Raw genomic sequence first — 20,742 nt, forward strand, 5'->3', positions numbered from 1 at the left:
TTCCTCCTGCAAAAGTTAGCTGAAGAACATGCCCCTAGGAAAGCGAAAAGGTCAGCCGCAGCGGTCGGCTTGCACAAACTATCTTTCAAAATGACAAACAGGCGAAGTACACATCTTACTCCATCTACTTTTTTTCATAACATGTTTTGCATCAAGCTTTACCTATCTTATTTGCCTATAAAGTGAGACTATGATCAGTGGGGGTTTTGATCCCCACTGATCATTAGCGAAACTTATCAGGATGTTAGTGTCTGTTATTCCCACACTTAGCTTCCTTGTGTTACTTGAAGCTTTAAGTGGGGTCGTACAAACACCGTGATAAAATTTGTGATACCAATGGTTATATACTTTTTTTACTTGTAAAAAATACGATCAGCATCAATAGCTGATCGTAACTTTTAATCATCCGGTGGATCTGGATTTTGGTCTTTTAATACTTCTAAGGGGGAACGTTTCTTCTTTTTCTTTTTCCCGCGTTTAATATAAATAGTAGGCGATTCATAATTATCCGATGCGTTGATATCATGGTTGGACGCCCGCATAAACGACCATGCTAACAGGAACATGATAAAAATTAATGGAAAACCGCCCACAATACTAGCTGTCTGTAAGGTATCCAAACCACCCAGAAACATTAATGCAAGTGGCATTATACTTAATGTAAATGCCCAGAATAAACGATTCCATCTTAATGGTTCATTTTCAACTTCTTTTTGGGCAACGGATGCTAAGATAAATGAGGATGAATCAAATGTCGTTGCTAAAAAGATTATCGCCAAAATGGTAAAAGCACCAACCATTAATCCAGGGAATGGAAGTTGACTGATAATCGCGATAATCGTTGCAGGTGCCCCAAACTCATTAATATGACTCATCGCATCAAATTGACCTGTCAACTGTAAGTGCAGCCCGTAGTTTCCCATAATCCCGAAGAAAAGTACACACCCAAGCGTACCATATATCATTGTGCCAAAAATCATTTCACGAATCGTACGACCTCTTGAAATACGAGCAACAAACAAACCAACAAATGGTGCATATACTAGCCACCATGCCCAATAAAAGACAGTCCATGCTTCCGGGAATCCAGTTTGCGTAAACTCGCCAATATCTCCGAATGGTTCTACCCATGTTGCCATTTTAAAGAAATTGTCTAACAAAATACCTAAGGAGTTGAATGTTGTTTCCAAAATGAAACGAGTAGGACCAAATACTAGAATAAATGCTAAAATAAAAAGTGCTAACCATAAGTTTATATCACTTAAAAGTTTAATGCCTCGACGCAAACCGGAATATGAACTCACCGCAAAAATGGCCGTGCAGACAAGCATAATAACTGCTTGCAGCCATAAGGTAACAGGCCATCCTGTTAAATAGGTAACCCCTTGTGCAATCATTGGTGTTCCCAAAGCTAATGTAGTCCCTGCACCACCTAACAATCCAAAAATAAATAAAATATCAATGATTTTTCCTAATGGACCATCGATCAAGCCACCCAAAACCGGTCTAATTGCTTCACTTACTTTTAGTACAGGTCTCTTACGAACATAAAAAAAGTACGCAATTGGCAATGCCGGTAAGGTATAAATCGACCAAGCTATTGGTCCCCAGTGAAAAATACCATAGGCAGTTGCCCACTGTATCGCTTCTGTTGATTCTCCTGCCAAACCGAATGGCGGACCTTGATAGTAGTATACCCACTCAATAACTGACCAGTACAAAATACTGGAACCAATACCTGCAGCAAATAACATCGCAGCCCATGAAAAAGAATTAAATTCTGGTTTTTGACCCTCATCACCTAACTTCACATGGCCATTCTTACTAAATGCAACATATAAAAGAAAAGCAAATACAATGAGACCCATCGCTAAATACAACACACCAAAATTAGTAGTCATAAAAGTATTAGCCTTACCGACAATTTCTTTTCCTTCTTCCGGAAATAAAATGAGAGGTAAAGTTACTGCTAGTAACAGTAAAAACGCTCCAATAAAAGTCGGCCAATCAATTTGTCGCTGCCTCATCGTCTTCACATCCTCTCATTCAATAGTATTTTTAACTTACCCATAATCGGCAAAAAAAAACAAAAAAGAGAACAATTATTTCATTGTCCTCTTCTTACTTTTTCTTATTTTTATTATCTTGATTCGATACATTTCTGCGAATATAAATGTTATACCACAATAACCCAAGCACAATAATTAAAATAACAATCGCTGGAACTTGAATAACACCTGTTAAGTCTAAGATCATCATAATTACCAGTACTGTTAGCAACGGTATACGAATTTTATTATAGTTCATGGTATCCCCCTTTTAACCGCTTCCATTAATTAATCCTACCATAAGCCGGTAAAAAAAGCATGTCACGAACTGAAATAAACCAATTTAGAATTGAGTGCTGATTCTTCTATTTACTTCCGGTATCACTTTGTCCGCTAACAAGTCAATCGTTTCTTTTATTGACTCTATTGGTTGTCCACCAAAATCTGCTTGTGCATAAAAACGATTATGGGCAAATAATTGATATTGATAAAGGATTTTTTCAACAATTTGTTCTGGTGTCCCAACAAAGAGCGTAGATTCTTTACTTGTAATAAACGCTAAATCGGTTCTGGCTGCTCCCATCGCACCACCAATCCCTTGCTTCGTTAAGTGTTCCCAGTAATTTGCGTAATACAGATAAAAATCTCGCTCCAGTTCTGTCTCCGTTTCGCGAATAAAGGTATGACCCGCGATAGCAACTTGTGGTTTATCTCCTTGGTAAACCTCACGATATCGTTGTACTAATGGCTGATATTTTTTGGAAATACCACCAATCATCACCACTGTTAAACCACATCCATTGTATCCAGCACGCTCCGCACTTTCGATCGTCCCACCAACACCTATCGAAATGGGTAATCTGTCTTGCAAAGGTCGTGGCGCAATTTCTGCTTCAGCTAATGCTGAACGATACTTGCCGTTCCATGTGACTTTTTCCTCTTTGTTCATTTGTAAAAACAGTTGCAAATGCTCTTCAAAAAGTTGGTCATAATCCCTCTCGTTATAGCCAAACAAAGGAAAAGATTCAACAAAGGCTCCTCTACCTGCTGTAAACTCAACCCGTCCACCTGATAATAAATCAAGCGTCGCAAAATCCTCAAATAAGCGGACTGGATCTGCGGTATTTAATAAGGTCGTTAATGCTGTTAATTTGATCTTACTTGTTTGCTGAGAAATCGCAGAAAGCAGCATTTGTGGTGAGGAAACTGCATAATCTAGGCGATGATGCTCTCCCACACCAAAAAGGTCTAATCCTGACCGATCTGCATATCGAGCCATTTCCACTAACATTTCCAATCGTTCTTTGGTTGTAATGGTTTGTTTTGTTTTTGGATTTTCTAAGATTTCGGATAAGCTGTAAACCCCAAACTCCATGATGTTCTTCCTCTCTCTATTTCATAAGTAATGCTTCCCATTTAGACCACGGAAATTGATCAGGTGGAAATGATACTGCACTGACTTCCTCTTTACGAACCGGATGGGTAAATCGTAATTCGTGCGACCATAGCGCAATTTGCTGGCCAGGCTTGTTCACTTTTGTCCCATATTTCTGATCACCATATAGCGGATATCCACGCGAAGCAAACTGAACCCGAATTTGATGGGGGCGGCCGGTACGTAAATTAATTTTCACTAAACTTAAGCCTTTATCACTTGCTAACAGCTGATAATCAAGGACAGCCTTTTTTGCTTGCGCATTATTTTTTGATGAGACCGTGACCACATTTTGACTTCGGTCTTTCCATAAAAAATCCACCCAATCTCCTGTTAGTTCTGGAACCCCTCTGACTACAGCTAAATATGTTTTGCCTAATTCATTTTTCCTGATCGAATCTGATAATCGTGATGCAGCTTTTGACGTTTTCGCAAATACCATTACTCCACCAACCGGTCGATCTAAGCGATGGACTAAACCTAAATAAACATTGCCAGGCTTCTGATAGCGAATTTTGATATCTTCTTTCAAAATAGTGAGCAAATCCTCATCATTGCTTTGATCTTTTTGCACCGGTACATTGACCGGTTTTTCCACCATCAATAAGTGATTGTCTTCATATAACACACGGATACTCATAAGAAACCCCTTTGTAAGTAGATAGTCCTCTTGCTTAACAGCAAGCATTTATTCATAATTTGCATTTCATTTTCTATGTTATTCTAACATAAAAAAGATCTCCTAAAGACTAGGAGACCTTTATGCTTTATTATTCTACAATTAATGTTGCCACCATATCATCGTGACCAGCTCCACACATAACTGAACACCTGATTGTATATTCCCCTGCTTCAAGTGTTGCAGTTGCGGAACCTTCTTCATCCAATGCAATATCAGTTCCTTCTATTTCTATACCGTGGAAACCTTCTTCATTTGTAAGATTTACTGTAACTTCACCTGCTGGTACAGTATATTCTTCTTGATCAAATTGCCAGTTAGAAGCAGTAACGTCTACTGTTTCACCATCTCCGCTTGCAGTTTCTCCATCATTATTTGAACTTCCTTCATCATCACTGCCACCACAAGCTGCTAACACTAGTGCTAATGATAATGTCATCATTCCAAAAAGTATTTTTTTCATGTTTATCTTATCCCCTTTCTGTTCCGTTAAGTATATTAATCTCTTACATCGAAATACGTTCGCCATTTATAGGATCACTTCTTCATTATAACAATTGGTTTCTTGGTTAATCTACTTTTACGTACATTCTTCACATAACATTCATATTTATTGACATGAGCAGCAAAAAATATCTTTATAGGCATTAAGAAATCCTAGAAGATCAAATATTTATAAAATGCCGGGAACTCACGAATCGTAGAGTAAATATCTCGCCATTCAAAATACTCTGCATGTGCCCCGTATACTTCCGTAAAACCTTGCTGCTTCATCGCTAACTTAGTTCTAGTAATATGAAAAAATTGCGTAATAACGGTGATACTCTCTGTCGACAGATTTTTTTGATGTGCGATCTCCAAAGTGTTCTCTGCCGTCATTTCAGTATTATAGCCATTGCTATCCGTCACGATCGTTGCTTCAGGCACTCCTTTTTCGATTACATAATCTTTCATTACTTCCGCTTCATCAAACCCCTCAATGCCGACACCACCACTAACAATAATCTTTTCCAGTTTGTTATCCAAATACAAACTGACCGCTTTATCAAGTCGTGCTTGCAGTCTGTCTGAGGGTGTGCCATCTTCATTGACTTTATTACCAAAAACAACACCAATCTCTGAATGTTCTTTTTCATCAGTTAATCCATCAATGGTGATAATAATCGTATGTATGATGAAAAAGGTGAATGCTAGTCCAATCAGTATGATTACTATCTTTTTCATAGAATACTCCTTTCCCCATCTATCTTAAACGAAAAAGATCTTTAAAACTATACCTCTTTATAGTAAACTGACTTTCAAAGTTTACTAACACAACAGGAGGAAACATCATGTTTATTGAAAAATGGCTGATCAGTTTACTTATCGTGTTTACTGTACTAGCTGGGTGTGGCACTGTAACAGTCGAAGATGAACTAACCGATGCGCCATCTGCGGACAATGCTTCCGAAAAAACTATGCCACAGGAAAACGAGAAACCTGCAGAAACTCAAGAAGATGGAAATTTTTCCACAGCAACAGTCAGTCGCGTAGTCGATGGTGACACGGTCAATATTGAATTAGATGGTCAAGAAGAAACAGTAAGACTTTTATTAGTTGATACACCTGAAACGAAACATCCCAAACTTCCTGTTCAGCCTTTCGGTCAGGAAGCCTCTGATTTTGCAGTGGAAAAACTGACAGGCAAAGACATTCAAATCGAATTCGATGGACCGGAACGAGATAACTATGATCGTCTGCTTGGCTATATTTGGGTGGACGGGGACAATTTTAATCAACTATTAGTAGAAAAAGGCTTAGCACGTTATGCTTATGTCTATGATCCTCCATACACCCATCAAGACGAAATGAAACAAGCCGAACAACAAGCACGTGAAGCAGGGATTGGAATCTGGAGTATCGATGGATATGTAACAGAAGATGGATTTAATCATGAAGATGTGGAGGATGACCCGGACGAAGATATTCATTATGCTAATTGTACAGAAGCACGCGATGCAGGAGTAACCCCTCTATATGAAGGGGACCCTGGATATAACAGTGATATGGACCGCGATGGTGACGGAATAGCATGTGAATAATTAAGGATTTTAGTTTTATCTGACGATTCTAGACACTTGTTTTAATTATCTGGACACTTTCTAGCATTTACTGGACACTTCTAATAAAATTAGCAATGCCCGAAAAAATCTTTCGGGCTTATTTATATATCTAATTCTCGAATCGATAAAATAATTTCGTATTCTGTTCCACTTGGTCTACTACTTGCTGCATAGGTAAATTCTTAATATCTGTTATTTGTTTGATCACATCTTTTATCATATTCGGATGTGTCATTTTTCCTTGAAAGGAACCTTCAAACGGCCATGGACCATCGGTTTCAGCCATCATCAATTCAATCGGATAATTTTTGATTAAATGCTGAATCTCCTTTTCATAAACACAATCTGGTGTCACGGAAATCATATAGTTTGATTCGATCATTCTCTGAACCGTTGCAGCATCTCCTTTAAACCAATGAAAATGAGCACGTTTTACGCCATGTTTTGCTAATAAATCACAAACGATCTCCGCATCGTCATATACAGCATGCAATACAATCGGCAAATCATATTGCACAGCTAAAGCCATAAATTGTTCTAGTATTTCGATATAGGCTTGAAGGTTAAGACCAGGATCCTCTTTTCTCATGTAAAATGGTAATCCTACTTCACCGATGGCAACTATGTGCTCATGCCGCTCATGAATCAATATTTCGATTTGCGCTATTTCTTGATCAGTTGGAAGCGACTGTTCCGGATGCCAGCCAAATGTCGGAAAAACGGTTGGATGCTGCTTGGCTAATTGCCAGACTTTTTCACAGCTTTTCAGATCACTTGATACTGCAATCATCCCATCAACTTCTAACGTATCTATTATCTTTTCTTGTTCCTTTTGCTTATACCAATCCAAATGAATATGTGCATCAAACATCTAATACACCTCGTAATGTTTGGTAGATTTCTTTTTTCGTTTCAAGAAATGCTGTCGACAAGGTTAATTTCTCATTTCTCGGTCGTTCGAAATCAATGCTAAATTCCTTGATGACATTGGCTGGTTTCGAGCCTAAAACAAGAATTCGATCCGATAAAAAAATCGCTTCCTCAATGTTATGTGTCACAAATAAGACGGATGGCCGTTCTTGCTCCCAGATCGATAATAACCATTTTTGCATTTCTAACCTTGTGAACTCATCTAATGAAGAAAAAGGTTCATCTAAACATATAAAAGATTGTGGACTTAATAAGCTGCGTACAAAGGCAACTCGCTGGCGCATACCACCTGATAATTCATGTGGATAGGCGTTGGCATAATCCTTCAAGCCCGCTCTTTCCAACATTTCAAGTGCTTTTTGCTTATCAGGTTTTTGATATAGTTCCACATTTAATATGACATTTTCTAAAACCGTGCGCCACGGAAAAAGCGAAGGTGTTTGCGGCATATAACTGATGGAGCCTTTTTTTCCATTAATTGTTTCATTATCTAATCTAATCATTCCTTGATCGGCTTGATAGAGCCCACCAATCAGATGAAATATCGTACTTTTTCCACTTCCAGACGGTCCAAGTAAGGAGACGAATTCGCCATCATTCACTTGCAAATCCAATTTATCCAGAATCATTTGTTCACCGAATCTTTTGGTAATATTCTCAAGTACTAGTGTACTCATCACTGATCCTCCTTACTCGGATGCCATTTTAAGATGATTTTTTCAGCAGCAATGATAATCGCGAAAAAAATCAGACATAAAATCATAATAAATAAGATGGCCACAAATACCCTGTCCGTTCTGAACGATGAAGAAGCTAAGGTCATGTAAACACCAATTCCTTGATTAGCACCTAACCACTCCGAAATCACAGCCCCCATTACACTATAGGTAGCCGAAATTTTTAATCCAGAAAACATTTGTGGTACTGCATAAGGCAATTCTAGTTTTGTGAAAATTTGCCTTTTCGATGCACCTGCCATTTTCATATAATGAATTAATTCAGGATTTGTATGCCTTAATCCATCAATAGTAGATACTGCGATTGGGAAAAAACATACTAAAGTAATAATTAATAATTTCGGTGTGACACCAAATCCGAACCAAATTACAAGCAGTGGCGCAAGCACAATAATCGGAATATTTTGCGACATAATAAGCAAGGGGTATAGTGCTTCACGAATTTTCGGTAAGATGTGAAGGACAATCGCAATAATCAGTCCTACACTTATACCGATTGCAAATCCACTTACAATCAACGTCACAGTCGATAATATATGATGCTGGTAATTGTCCCAGCCGCTAATAGCTTCCTGAATAATGACAGTGGGTGCAGGAAGAACCCATGTCGGAATATCAAAAAAGCGAGTGGACACTTCCCAAATTATTAAAATAATGATCATCACGCTGATTGGTAAAATCGACTTTCTAAACATAGAGCATGCTCCTATTTACTGGCCACTTTTTATTATTTAGTGGCCACTTTTCGTCACTTTCTGGCCACTTTTGATGAGTTGCTGGCCACTTTTTTCCGTTTGCTGGCCACTTTTAAGCATTTGCTGGCCACTTCGCAAATTTAACGATATTTTTTTGTTAGTTCACCCATCGAAGCTTCATGATCTTTACGAGAATAAATCTTCACCTGTGATATGACACTTGGGCATTCTAACTCATGCATACGTTGATTCATTTTTTCGATAACAGATAATAATTCTGCGAGATCACCTTCCAATGTTGTCTCTAATGGATTAACCTGATATTTTACGCCCGCTTGCTCGATAATCTTGATCGCTTCATCGACAAAAGGGATCGAGTCTTCTCCATTTGCTGTCTTGGGAATGATTTGTACACTAACTAATGCTTCAGCCATTTATATTCCTCCATTACTCTGGTAAAAATTCGTTGGTAAATGCTGCTTCGACGTCTAGTTCACGCTCTAATAAGTCATTTTCAAACATGAATTCAGCGTAATTACTCCAAACTTCTGTTGATTGTTCGCCCCATCTATCCGCATCATCTTGATATTTTGGTGACACCCACTTCTGGCTTGCATGGACTAATTCTTCATCTAAATCAGGTACAGCTTCAGCTAAAATATCTGCAGCTTCACTAGGGTTGTCTATTGCATCCTGATATCCGCGACTTACCGCAGCCATAAATTTCTTAATGGTTTCCGGATTTTCTTCGGTCATGGTTTCATTCGTTGTGATAACTGGTGTATAATAATCCAGTTTTTCTGAATAGTCCGTGAGATAGATCATATCAATTTCTGTCCCACGCAGTTCTGCTTCGATTCCTGTCCAGCCATAATAAATCCAAGCAAAATCCACATCACGTTTTACTGCTGTAAAAAAATCAGTATTTCCCATATTCACGATCTCGACATCCTCTACTGACGTATCCTGTTGTTTCATTAACGCGTCGATAACGGCAGATTCAACAGGAGCACCCCAGCCGCCATAGGTTTTTCCGGCAAAATCAGCTGGTGATGTGATTTCTTTTTCCACCGGTGCGGCAAATCCGGAAGTATTGTGCTGGATTACTGCTGCAATCGATACGAGTGGGATATCTTGAGTTCGTGCTTCTGTTACTTGTTCTTGATAACTAATTCCAAATTCCGCCTGACCGGAAGCTACCGTCTGATCTGCTCCCGCTTCACCCGGCATTACTATTTCTACGTCTAAACCTTCTTCTTCAAAATATTCTTTTGATTCAGCTACATAAAGTCCGGTATGATTAGTGTTTGGCGTCCAATCTAATACTAATGTAACTTCCTCTAATTCCTCTTCTGTGTTTTCTTCATTCCCACATCCTGCTAGTATAAACATAGCTATTATTACAAATAAAAATTTTTTCATGATGAAACCCCCTATTATTTATCTTTTATAGAGGAACATATAAGAAAGCGCCCTAGACTTATAGCCCAGGGCGCATATAGATACTTTGATCTCATATGTTCCCTACGCTGGTGCTAACCAGATCAGGTTCTAAGGGTCAGCATCTTACGGATACAGTCTCAACCGGCAACACCGGTCCCCCTACATTAACTATTTAATTACTAACTTCCACTTTGCCATAATTTGCGGTTTTGTTCAAGTTTTGGCCTTTAAAAAACGAACCTCTGATCACAGAGATTCGTTTTTTATTAACCATGAATTTTACTTGCTACTTCAACGACACGTTTTGCCTGATGTTTCACGGCAGCTTGACCATCCTCTATCATAGAGCCATCTTCCTGGCTTTGCGTAACACTTGTACCATAAGGATTACCACCAGCTGCAAATAGTGAATCATCGGAATACCCTGGTGGAACGATGATTGTACCCCAATGCATCATGGATGTATAAAGACTTAAAATCGTTGCTTCCTGTCCACCATGCGGATTGGAAGCAGAAGTCATTGCACTTACTACTTTGTTTACAGTCTTGCCGGATGCCCATAAACCACCTTGTGTATCTATGAATTGTTTCATTTGGGATGCAACATTTCCAAAACGGGTTGGGGTACTGAAAATAATTGCATCTGCCCATTCCAAGTCTTCTGTTGTTGCCACAGGGACATCTTTTGTTTCTTCTACGTGTTTTTTCCAGCCTGGATTTTGTGCGATTGCTTCTTCCGGTGCAGTCTCGGCAACACGTACTACTTTTACTTCCGCTCCTGCTTCTTTTACTGATTCTGCTGCCCAATTCGCTAATTGATAGTTTATACCTGTAGAACTATAATAAACTACTGCTACTTTTACCATATTGATAAAACTCCTTTGCTTATTAGATATTTTAGATTTACCCAGTTAGATATAATGTATACATTTATCTCGAAAGTGAGATATTTAAATTTACCATGTAATTACCTCGAATTCAAGATATATGCCTAATAAAAAACACGGAGCGTTACTCCATGTTTAATTAAATGTTAAACCAGCCTCAACAAAAGTATTATAGCGGATCACGTTCCCTGCTTCTTGATAATCAAAATGAATGGTTGCTTGTTTACCATACAAAATAATTTCGCCTTCTGGTGCCTTCATGGTCATCGTCATCACGGAATGTGGTGTACCTTCACGTATTTTTGTGATTATCTCCTCTTTTTCGCTTTCCTCTGTTATATCCATTATAACTTCATCATTCACAATCACTTCGATACGGTGATATGTATCCTCAGGAACAATGATATTTGCAAAAGGTAGACTTGCTATTGCTAATGTGCCACCATCCATGTCGCAATCTGTTAGTTCAAACATGATGTTTTGATCATCTGTTAAATAATATTCTAATTGTTGACAGGCAAATTCTTTTACTGTTTTAGTTTCGACAAAATCATCTTGGGTTGCATCCACTTTTACGGTATGTTCGCCATTGCGAAAAATATAATTGTTAAATACCGGATCGCCTTCTACTGTATAGTTTACCACTCGCATGATGGCATCTTCATTTTTTTCTACTTGTTGTATAAATTGTTCCAGAGTGACAACATTTATTGTTTCATCAAGCGGTATGACCATATCATGTTCTTCGTCAACTATTCTTTTTATGGCAACGGCACTACTTTGCCCAGGATAGGATTCCGCCACTGCACCATGGGTAACTTGAATTTTTTCACCTCTGACTAGTGAATTAGCCATACTATCTTCTATATCTTCGAGACTAAAATAAATCGCATTTCCTGCCTCGTCATGTTGCTGTGGGTCGAATTCAGTTACAGTTGGATCTAATCGATTCTCGACAACTAATACACTATTGTCTTGTACATTTGCTACATAACCTTCCATTACATTTTGTGCATTCTTACTGGAATCACTTTGCGTTTTATTCCCGTTTTCAGAAGTTGTACCACAAGCAGTTACGAACAATATCATGATAAAACAGAGAAAATATTTCAACACCATCGCCTCCCTTTTTCTATTTGTCGTTGTTCTCATAAAAAGGTTACACTTTGGCGATGAACAAAAAAGAATGGACCAACAAATGCCCATTCTTTTCCTTCTCTTATTCACCTGTTTCAGCAAAACGCTTAATACGTCCTCCAATTTCATCACGTACTCGTTGGAAAACAGCCCATTTCTCTTCGTCTGTTCCTTCTGCTTTTGCCGGGTCATCAAATCCCCAATGTTCATTTCGTATACCAAATGGGATCACAGGACACTTATCACGTGCATCTCCACATAATGTAACAACCATATTAGCATTTCGCAGAATTTCCAAGTCAATTTTATCGGAAGTTTGGTTAGAAATATCGATATCTACTTCTTTCATCGCTTGGACTGCATTTGGATTTAAGCCATGCGTTTCTATTCCAGCACTGTAGACATTCCAATCATCACCTAAATATTCTTTTCCCCAGCCTTCTGCTATTTGACTGCGACAAGAATTACCTGTACATAAAAAGTAAATTGTTTTTTTCGTCATTCGAAATTCCCCCTTAATTAGAATAGTAATAATGTCAGATATAAGCCCACTAACGTAATAATCAAAATTGGTATGGTGAGAATAATCCCTGTCTTGAAATAAGTACCCCAGGAGATTTTTACACCTTTTTGTGATAAGACATGTAGCCATAAAAGGGTTGCTAACGAACCGATCGGTGTGATTTTCGGACCTAAGTCAGAACCGATAACATTAGCATAAATCAATGCTTCGCGTACGACACCGGATGTATTTGTCTCAGCAATCGCCAGTGCATCAATCATCACGGTCGGCATATTATTCATAACAGATGAGAGAATAGCCGCTATAAAGCCCATGGCAACAGTGGCACTGAACAAACCTTGCTCTGCACTCCATTGAATCAGTCCAGCCAATACGTCGGTAAGTCCAGCGTTACGCAGACCATACACGACCACATACATACCTATTGAAAAGAATACAATTTCCCATGGTGCCCCTTTGACCACTGCTGTTGTGTTAACTGCTCTGCTGTTCCGTGCCATGATTAGAAAAAAGATAGCAATTATTCCTGCAATAATCGACACTGGAACTGCGATAAACTCACTTACAAAATAGCCAACTAATAATATCGCAAGAACATACCATGATAGGTGGAACATTTTAATATCTTTTAACGCCTCAGCAGGCTTTTTTAAATGATCCATCTGATAGTTTTTCGGAATATTTTTTCTGAAGTACAAATACAATACCGCAATTGTGGCTATGATTGAGAATAAGTTAGGTATGATCATTCTAGATGCATACTCGACAAAACCAATCTCAAAAAAGTCTGCCGAAACAATGTTCACCAAGTTACTGACGATCAATGGCAGTGAAGTTGTATCAGCAATAAATCCACTCGCTATGATAAAAGGAAAGACCATTTTTTCACTAAATTGCAGATTACGAACCATTGCCAGAACAATCGGTGTTAAGATCAAAGCTGCTCCATCATTTGCGAAAAAAGCTGCCACTAAGGCACCTAATAAACTGACATAAATGAACATTTTGATACCATGACCTTTGGCTAGGCGTGCCATATGTAAGGCGGCCCACTCAAAAAAACCTATTTCATCTAAGATTAAGGAAATAATAATAATTGCCACAAAGGCCAGTGTTGCATTCCAAACAATTCCAGTTACTTCTAATACATCCTGAAATCCAACAACATCTACTAGCAGTGCTACTACTGCACCACCGATCGCAGACCAGCCAATCGATAAATTTTTAGGCTGCCAGATCACAAGTACTAACGTTGCTAAAAAAATTATAATAGCCAATATAACATCAAACAAAATATTGTCCCCCTACTAACAACAAGTAATTCTTGTTCCATTTTTCTCTAATTCTATTAATTTGTCTTCCTGACTAGGTAATTGCTCTAAGATAGACTCAATTAGTGCATGCCATTCACTTTCCTGATGTAAGGAATAAAATACCCATTGTCCTTTCCGTTCTTCTTTGATCAGTCCGGCATCTCTAAGTTTACGCAAATGCTGGCTGATGGATGGTTGACTCATTTGAAATATTTCCACAAATTCGCATACACAACAGGTTTGATTTTCCATTAATTTCATCATCGTAAGTCTCGTTTTGTCACCTAACACTTTAAAGATTGGTGCTGCTTTTTCTATCTGAAATTCCGTTTTAGTAATCATTGCCATCCTCCTTCTTTATATATAACCATATAACAATATACTTATATATTCAATACATCAAAATTATCTTTACAAAAAATTAATAAAAGGAAGAAGCTAAATCGCTTCTTCCTTTTAAAAAACTATATATATATCAAAAGCGACGTGGCCTCATGCGCTTTTTAGCTTAATAATCCAAGGCTTTCGCCAATACTTCTAAGTTACGCTCCATTAAGCTAAAATATGTTTCTTTATTTTCGATATCTTCTTCAGTTAAAATAGATAAATTGTGTAAGTCCAATGATTCAACGTTTGTTTCTGCTTGAATAACCTCTGCTACTTTCGGTTCTACATTTTGTTCAAATAATAAATATTGAATATTGGTATCTTCCACATGATCCAGAATTCTCTCTAACTCTTTCTGAGAAGGCTCCTCCGATGATGACAAACCAGCCAACGCAATTTGTTCAATACCGTAGCTTTGTTCCCAATAGCCATATGCAGCATGTGTAACAAGAATTTCATTATTTGCTGCAGTTTCTAATTGCTCATGAAATTCATCATCTAAAGCAATCAATCGATCTTCTAGATCACTGAAATTAGTTTCAAAGACTTCTTGTTGTTCCGGATTTAATTCAATTAAGGCATCCTTGATATTACGCGCTAGATCAATGGAACGGATAGGATCTAACCAAAGGTGTGGATCGGCATCACCATGGTCGTGGTCGTGTTCCTCTTCATGTGCATGTTCTTCCTCTTCATGTGCATGTTCTTCTTCTTCGTGTGCATGTTCTTCTTCATGTTCGTGCACATGCTCTTCTAGTGAAACCCCATCTGCTGCTTCTACCATTAATACATCCTCATCTACAAGTGCTTCTTCTATAGTTCCTGCATATGTTTCGAGATTAGCACCATTATATAAAAACATATTCGCTTCTGCGATATCTACCATCATTTTAGAAGTGGGTTCAAAATTATGTGGATCAGAACCAGGTGGCAAAATTGTTTCTACCTCTACAGACTCCCCACCAATTTCTTCTGTAAAATAAGCTAAAGGATACAACGTTGCATATATTTGAAGTGTATCATGCTCTGATTCTTGTTGATTTGCTTGCGTATCTTCCTCAGCATTACAACCAATTAACAGAAAAAATATAGATAAAATTGCTAAACTTACTTTTTTCATGTAAAAATTAACTCCCTTCAATTCTATGTATAGAAATAATAATGATTACGATTCAACATAAAAAACAAACCGTAATCAATACGATTTAATAGTATTATAGACGATTATCTGTAAAATGTAAATAGTAATTGTTACGATTTATTTTTTGTTTAGTTGTTTACCTTAAGCAAGTTATAGAAACCAGGATAAAGAACATGCCCTATGTTACAGTGTGTTTCTTGCGTTACAATAAATACTCACCCTATTTAGAAGTCCCCAAAATGTCATACATTGTTCATTGCTTATCATTGCAGCAAAGAGTATAGTATCATTAAATAATAGTATGAGACGGAGGATACAAATGAAAAAACGATATATATTAATCATTCTATTTACCATAGCACTTGCAGCTTGTTCCAGTGAAGAGGAAGTTAAAGGAATTCATGTAGATTTTGAGCTTCCTAAGGAAGCAGAAGTTGGTGAGTCCGTTCCGTTACAAACTACCATAACCTATGGGGAAGATGAACTGGTTACAGATGCCGAAGAAATGAAGTTCGAGTATTGGAACGTAGAAGATGAAGACAATTCTGTTACTGTGGAAGCTACGAATCAAGAAGATGGTACTTATTCGACTGAAGTAACTTTTGAAGAACCTGGCACTTACGAAATTTATGCTCATACGACTGCAAAAGCCATGCATATAATGCCTAAAAAGGCAATTACCATCACTGGTGAGCAACAAGAAAATCAGAATCATGAATCTCATGAAGAAACGGAAGATGCTGAACATGAGCATCAGCATGGATTTGAAATAAAGTTGAATCCATTAGAAAATATAACTGTTAGCCAGGAAGTAGACATAACTGTTGAGCTTTCAATGGATCAGGAACCATATGAGAACGCAAGAGTACGCTATGAAATAATACCGAAAAACGGTGAGAAACATGACTGGATCGAGACAGAAGAAGTCGAACCTGGTGAATACGTGAATTCCTATTCATTTAAAGAAGCTGGACAAGCGGAAATGGTTGTCCATGTTACAGACGATACCGAATTACATGAACATGAAGAGTTCCATTTTGAAGTCAGCAAATAAAATACTTTGTCCTTAAAGGCAATTTTAAAAGTATACACACGTTCCATACTGTCTGGAAGACGTGTGTGTGTATACTTTTTATTTTGCACTTCATTCAGCCATTTTTTAACCGTTTCAGACACATCTTATCTGCTTTAAGATCTAAATAAAAACACCGATGAACTATTTTATAAAACGGATAACAAGAGGGATTCGATATTCTTCTCCATTGAATGCTTTAAACAAGGCGATAAGGGTTAATATAAATGCCACAATACCAACTATTGGCAATAGTAGCAAACCGATTAACACTACTACCAAAATCCCACTCACAATGGCATAAATCGTAAATGATATAAAGAAATTGAAGTACTCTTTTCCGTGATAGTCAATAAATGCAGACTCCTCACGTTTGATCATCCAAATAATTAGTGGACCGATAATAGCAGTAAAAAAGCTTACTAAATAAATTAACATGGCAAATAAACGTTCATCATTATTAGACATATTTTGCACCTCCTCTCGATATTGTACCATATATAGTCAGTTCAAGTTATTAAATAGATATTTTTTCGTGGAACGTATATAATAATAGAAAATGACTGAAAAAGAGGGAAATCTATGGAACAATATGATGTTATTGGGCTAGGGATTGGTCCTTATAACCTGGGACTTGCAACTTTAACGACTGAAAAATCTAATTTAAAAACAATCTTTTTTGATCAAAATGGACAATTTGCCTGGCACCCAGGAATGTTAATTGAAGGAACAGATCTGCAAGTTTCTTTTCTGGCAGATCTTGTGACATTCGCGAATCCCACTAGTAAGTATACGTTCTTAAATTATTTACATGAACATAATCGCCTATATAAATTTTTCTTTTTTCATAAATTCGAAATGCCTCGAGCGGAGTATGCATCTTATTTAAAATGGGTCGTCGAGCAACTGCCAAATTGTCACTTTAAATCAGAAGTCAAAGATGTGATTGATCATGATGATCATTACGAAGTAGTTGTCAATCACTGGGGCGAACAAAAAGAGCGCTCTTATTTCACAAAGCATGTCGTACTTGGCACCGGGAGTACTCCGATGATTCCATTCGAATTAGATAACATCGGTTCAGAACATGCCCATCATTCCAGTCAATATGTGTATCTTAAGGATCGGACAATCAAAGCGGATCATATTACAATTGTCGGATCAGGACAAAGCGCTTCAGAAATTTTCTATGACTTATTCAAGCTTCAAGAGCATTTCAATTATCACTTGTCCTGGTATACAAGGTCTCCTGGATTCTTGCAGTTAGATAACAGTAAATTAGGCCAAGAAGTATTTACACCAGATTATGTAGATTATTTCCATTCGTTATCATTTCAAGAACGACAAGATTCTCTTGATCACCTTGGGCAGCTACGAAAAGGGATTGACCGTAACACAATACATAGCATTCATGAACTGCTTTACCATCGTTCAGTTGATAATAAAAAACTGCCAGTAACCATTCAACCCTTAACAGAGATTCAAAAAGTTGTGAAGAACGGCTCGCGCTTAAAAGTCAAGGCAAGACAATGGCAAAAAGACGAAGATGTTTCTTTTGAAACGGAAAAAATTATACTTGGTACAGGATATAAACCAAACATTCCAGACTGGTTTTACCAACGTTTTGAGGACAAAATTGAATGGGAGGATGACAAGCGGTTTAAAGTAGATGGAAATTTCAGGCTTGTTTTTAAAAATGGGCATAGAGATCATCACTTTTATACTTTAACTAATTTGGAACATTCACATGGAACAGGAGCAACGAATTTAGGATTGGCAGTAGATCGCAATATCCAAATTATTAACGAAATTGCCGGAGAAACCATTTATGAAGAAAAAAGAGAGACGATTTTTACACAGTTTGATCCGGAGTAGTGCTATAAGCGGACATTCGTTCCGCTATATCACAGAAAAAGGGTTAATTTAAGCTTTTGCCGGACAAACACAACTGTAAAAAACACCTAGTGAAGAACTAAATAAAATCCAACGAGTGTAAATATTTTTCCATCTCATGCCTTGTTTTATGAAAATACTTGTTATTATGTCTGCCATAGTTAAAATAGCCATGTTCCATACCTTCAACTGTTTTAAAAATTATATCATTTCCCTTTTCTTTCATTTGCTTAATAAATTGGTCATTTTGTTCAAACAGATCGTCAGTTGTTCCGCAAATCCATAATGTAGAGGGCAAGCATTTTTTAACGTTATGAATGGGTGAAAATCGAGTAGCTTCTTCGAGTAATAGCGGGTATCGCCTTCTCATGATGTCAATACCATCCATTCCAGCAGCAAAAACAATTAAGAAATTGGGTATATGGTCGACACTTTCAACATCATACTCAGGATCATCATTTATTTCCTTAAACATAATCGAAGAAACGGTAATGTATCCGCCTGATGATGAACCACATACTACTATTTTATTAGGATCGACTCCCAACTCAGAGGAATTTCTCCTTATCCACCGGACAGCGGATTTAACATCACATATTGCTTGAGGTGGTAAAAAACCTTCATCAGATCCATTTCTGTAATCAACACATATTGCCACCATGCCTTTAGATGAAAAATATTTTGCTTGATGTTGGAACTGTGCTGGGGACTTGGGATCCTTTGTAAAGCTACCTCCATTAAAAAATAATATAGCTGGCCTGTTTTCTTGGTGTGTTTTCGGTTCAAATATGTACAATATTAAATTTCTATCCTGTATCATTTTATAAGTTCTTTCAGCTACCGGGAAATCAAACTTGATATTATTCATCGGACAACCACCTTAAAATAAAAATTCATTTTTTAAACCTATTATTTAATGCTCTACTCTCTCCGATAATCCTTCTTTAGCCAATACATGTTCACTAATATATCCTAATATTTTGCATGGTTAACATATGATTTAGTTGAAAACATCAAACCCGAATTAGATTATTATGAAAATGACGAACCTGAAAAATTCTGTTCTCCCGTCGAATAGATTGCATCTAAACAACGACCCACCTTAAAATATCCACTCTCCCGTCGACTTAAAACTATGCTTTATCATTCAATGCTACTTGAACTATTTGTTGTTCCCCATTTTTCTCAAATACTTTATATTTCTGCATTCCTATTTTCTCTGCCACCTTTTGTGACGGGATATTTTTAATTGTCGTGTATGAAAATACCTTGGGGTAATTTAAAACCTTGAATGCATGTTCCTTACAGGCAATTGCAGCTTCTGTTGCATATCCTTTATTCCAATGGTCCTTAATAATATGAAAGCCGATCTCTGGTACTGTTTCTTCATCAATTATTTGCATTGTAATTCCACAATCTCCAATGAATATCTCTTCATTTTTTAAAACTACTGCCCATAATCCATGATTATATTTTTTATAGTTATCAATATTCCATTGAATCCACCTTTCCACCTCTTTTACATTAAGCGGTTTTGGATAGTATTGCATTGATTCTGGATCAGTTAAGACCTTTGATAACCTTTCTGTATCGTCAAATACTAATTCCCTTAAGTAAAGTCTCTCTGTTTCAATTATTTTCATGAATTTCTCCTTCTCTCTTAACTTTACATCGTATATTTATAAGTAATCAGGCAGCTGATGTTTATACATTTCTATAACATTTGTATTTGCTTGTAAAGTAGCAATTGTATTGCCATTTGGTTTCGTATAAATAGTAGTGTAATCTTTCTCATCGCACTCTTCACGAACTGAAAATGCTAATTTTTCTTCATCTAAAGAAAATTCTGCTTGTACTCCTGGTTTATTTCCCCGAGCATCTATCCTTATCCAACGATTCAATGAACTGAGAAAAACTCCATTTAGTGCATGTAATGAGTAACCCTTATCTGGTGTATCAAATATCATTAGCCTTTGATAACAGAAGCCGGTAGGAATTCCTTCAGCTCGTAATATTGCAGCTAATAAATTAGATTTTGCATAACAAATACCTTCTTTTAATTGAAGAACATCTGACGCTTTACAAGTAACCTTTGTGCCTTGAATATCCCAAGAATGAGAAACTTCATCCCTTACAAATTGAAAAGCTTTTTTAACCTTTTCAATTTCTGTCTGGTCTGTGTAGAATAATTCATTTACTTGTTCTTGAATTACAGCATGTGAATAATCAACAACATCTAACTCTTCTAGATACTCTTTCATGCTATAAGATTCCGGTATTAATTTCATCTAATCCATCCCCCTTTAATTTTGTATAATTA

Annotated in this window: 24 protein-coding genes and 1 riboswitch; of the genes, 3 read left to right on the top strand and 21 right to left on the bottom strand. The window is 37.2% G+C overall.

The window, feature by feature from the left end; genetic code table 11:
* Positions 1-398: 398 nt before the first annotated feature.
* From BM121_RS00410 to BM121_RS00435, 6 genes are all read right to left on the bottom strand, one after another.
* The gene (locus tag BM121_RS00410; RefSeq protein WP_091479476.1) at positions 399-2,027 is read right to left on the bottom strand and encodes a BCCT family transporter; all 1,629 of its coding nucleotides are present in this window, start codon (positions 2,025-2,027) and stop codon (positions 399-401) included.
* 94 nt (positions 2,028-2,121) lie between these two features.
* The gene (locus BM121_RS00415) at positions 2,122-2,307 is read right to left on the bottom strand and encodes a hypothetical protein (RefSeq protein WP_091479479.1); all 186 of its coding nucleotides are present in this window, start codon (positions 2,305-2,307) and stop codon (positions 2,122-2,124) included.
* An 84-nt stretch (positions 2,308-2,391) separates the two neighbouring features.
* A complete protein-coding gene (locus tag BM121_RS00420; RefSeq protein ID WP_091479481.1) occupies positions 2,392-3,423 on the bottom strand; it encodes an LLM class flavin-dependent oxidoreductase in 1,032 nt (343 codons plus the stop codon).
* Between the two features lie 16 nt (positions 3,424-3,439).
* The gene (locus tag BM121_RS00425) at positions 3,440-4,123 is read right to left on the bottom strand and encodes an RluA family pseudouridine synthase (RefSeq protein ID WP_091479483.1); all 684 of its coding nucleotides are present in this window, start codon (positions 4,121-4,123) and stop codon (positions 3,440-3,442) included.
* A gap of 130 nt (positions 4,124-4,253) precedes the next feature.
* Positions 4,254-4,625, bottom strand: coding sequence for a cupredoxin domain-containing protein (locus tag BM121_RS00430; protein WP_091479486.1), 372 nt, complete (start codon positions 4,623-4,625; stop codon positions 4,254-4,256).
* 194 nt (positions 4,626-4,819) lie between these two features.
* Positions 4,820-5,386, bottom strand: a complete 567-nt coding sequence (locus BM121_RS00435; RefSeq protein WP_091479489.1) for a YdcF family protein — start codon at positions 5,384-5,386, stop codon at positions 4,820-4,822.
* A gap of 107 nt (positions 5,387-5,493) precedes the next feature.
* Here BM121_RS00435 and BM121_RS00440 point away from each other — a divergent pair, with 107 nt between their 5' ends.
* Entirely contained in the window at positions 5,494-6,243 is a 750-nt protein-coding gene (locus BM121_RS00440; RefSeq protein WP_091479493.1) for a thermonuclease family protein, read from the top strand.
* Between the two features lie 130 nt (positions 6,244-6,373).
* Here BM121_RS00440 and BM121_RS00445 read toward each other — a convergent pair whose 3' ends face one another.
* From BM121_RS00445 to BM121_RS00495, 11 genes are all read right to left on the bottom strand, one after another.
* Complete coding sequence (locus BM121_RS00445) at positions 6,374-7,135, bottom strand: TatD family hydrolase (protein WP_091479497.1); 762 nt, start codon at positions 7,133-7,135, stop codon at positions 6,374-6,376.
* A complete protein-coding gene (locus tag BM121_RS00450; RefSeq protein WP_091479501.1) occupies positions 7,128-7,871 on the bottom strand; it encodes an ABC transporter ATP-binding protein in 744 nt (247 codons plus the stop codon). The genes BM121_RS00445 and BM121_RS00450 overlap by 8 nt, the downstream gene beginning before the upstream one ends.
* Positions 7,871-8,626 carry an ABC transporter permease gene (locus BM121_RS00455; RefSeq protein WP_091479504.1) on the bottom strand — a complete coding sequence of 252 codons (756 nt, stop codon included), beginning with the start codon at positions 8,624-8,626 and terminating at the stop codon, positions 7,871-7,873. The genes BM121_RS00450 and BM121_RS00455 overlap by 1 nt, the downstream gene beginning before the upstream one ends.
* 140 nt (positions 8,627-8,766) lie before the next feature.
* Positions 8,767-9,060 (bottom strand): MTH1187 family thiamine-binding protein, encoded by a 294-nt coding sequence (locus BM121_RS00460; protein WP_091479507.1) that lies wholly within the window; start codon positions 9,058-9,060, stop codon positions 8,767-8,769.
* 13 nt (positions 9,061-9,073) lie between these two features.
* Positions 9,074-10,048, bottom strand: a complete 975-nt coding sequence (locus tag BM121_RS00465; RefSeq protein WP_091479510.1) for an ABC transporter substrate-binding protein — start codon at positions 10,046-10,048, stop codon at positions 9,074-9,076.
* A gap of 82 nt (positions 10,049-10,130) precedes the next feature.
* Positions 10,131-10,240, bottom strand: a riboswitch (TPP riboswitch).
* A 95-nt stretch (positions 10,241-10,335) separates the two neighbouring features.
* On the bottom strand, positions 10,336-10,935 hold the full coding sequence (gene wrbA, locus BM121_RS00470; RefSeq protein WP_425432193.1) for an NAD(P)H:quinone oxidoreductase: 600 nt from the start codon (positions 10,933-10,935) through the stop codon (positions 10,336-10,338).
* A 156-nt stretch (positions 10,936-11,091) separates the two neighbouring features.
* Positions 11,092-12,069 (bottom strand): DUF3221 domain-containing protein, encoded by a 978-nt coding sequence (locus BM121_RS00475; protein ID WP_175495255.1) that lies wholly within the window; start codon positions 12,067-12,069, stop codon positions 11,092-11,094.
* A gap of 106 nt (positions 12,070-12,175) precedes the next feature.
* The gene (gene arsC, locus BM121_RS00480) at positions 12,176-12,595 is read right to left on the bottom strand and encodes an arsenate reductase (thioredoxin) (protein WP_091479518.1); all 420 of its coding nucleotides are present in this window, start codon (positions 12,593-12,595) and stop codon (positions 12,176-12,178) included.
* Positions 12,596-12,612: 17 nt separating this feature from the next.
* Positions 12,613-13,908 (bottom strand): arsenic transporter, encoded by a 1,296-nt coding sequence (locus BM121_RS00485; RefSeq protein WP_091479520.1) that lies wholly within the window; start codon positions 13,906-13,908, stop codon positions 12,613-12,615.
* 15 nt (positions 13,909-13,923) lie between these two features.
* Positions 13,924-14,271, bottom strand: coding sequence for an ArsR/SmtB family transcription factor (locus BM121_RS00490; RefSeq protein ID WP_091479523.1), 348 nt, complete (start codon positions 14,269-14,271; stop codon positions 13,924-13,926).
* 166 nt (positions 14,272-14,437) lie between these two features.
* Complete coding sequence (locus BM121_RS00495; RefSeq protein WP_091479526.1) at positions 14,438-15,436, bottom strand: metal ABC transporter solute-binding protein, Zn/Mn family; 999 nt, start codon at positions 15,434-15,436, stop codon at positions 14,438-14,440.
* Positions 15,437-15,776: 340 nt separating this feature from the next.
* On the opposite strand from BM121_RS00495, the gene BM121_RS00500 reads away from it, so the two are divergent.
* The gene (locus tag BM121_RS00500) at positions 15,777-16,511 is read left to right on the top strand and encodes a FixH family protein (protein ID WP_175495256.1); all 735 of its coding nucleotides are present in this window, start codon (positions 15,777-15,779) and stop codon (positions 16,509-16,511) included.
* A 162-nt stretch (positions 16,512-16,673) separates the two neighbouring features.
* Here the strand turns inward: BM121_RS00500 and BM121_RS00505 are convergent, their stop codons facing one another.
* On the bottom strand, positions 16,674-16,997 hold the full coding sequence (locus BM121_RS00505) for a DUF4870 domain-containing protein (protein ID WP_091479532.1): 324 nt from the start codon (positions 16,995-16,997) through the stop codon (positions 16,674-16,676).
* Positions 16,998-17,111: 114 nt separating this feature from the next.
* On the opposite strand from BM121_RS00505, the gene BM121_RS00510 reads away from it, so the two are divergent.
* A complete protein-coding gene (locus tag BM121_RS00510) occupies positions 17,112-18,404 on the top strand; it encodes a lysine N(6)-hydroxylase/L-ornithine N(5)-oxygenase family protein (protein WP_091479534.1) in 1,293 nt (430 codons plus the stop codon).
* Positions 18,405-18,501: 97 nt separating this feature from the next.
* On the opposite strand, the gene BM121_RS00515 is transcribed toward BM121_RS00510, so the two are convergent.
* From BM121_RS00515 to BM121_RS00525, 3 genes are all read right to left on the bottom strand, one after another.
* Positions 18,502-19,290 carry an alpha/beta hydrolase gene (locus tag BM121_RS00515; RefSeq protein ID WP_091479538.1) on the bottom strand — a complete coding sequence of 263 codons (789 nt, stop codon included), beginning with the start codon at positions 19,288-19,290 and terminating at the stop codon, positions 18,502-18,504.
* Positions 19,291-19,555: 265 nt separating this feature from the next.
* Complete coding sequence (locus BM121_RS00520; protein ID WP_091479541.1) at positions 19,556-20,065, bottom strand: GNAT family N-acetyltransferase; 510 nt, start codon at positions 20,063-20,065, stop codon at positions 19,556-19,558.
* A gap of 36 nt (positions 20,066-20,101) precedes the next feature.
* Positions 20,102-20,710 carry a transglutaminase-like domain-containing protein gene (locus BM121_RS00525; protein ID WP_091479545.1) on the bottom strand — a complete coding sequence of 203 codons (609 nt, stop codon included), beginning with the start codon at positions 20,708-20,710 and terminating at the stop codon, positions 20,102-20,104.
* Between the last annotated feature and the right edge of the window lie 32 nt (positions 20,711-20,742).

Origin of the sequence: Gracilibacillus orientalis (assembly GCF_900114645.1) — a bacterium.
GTDB lineage: Bacteria > Bacillota > Bacilli > Bacillales > Amphibacillaceae > Gracilibacillus > Gracilibacillus orientalis.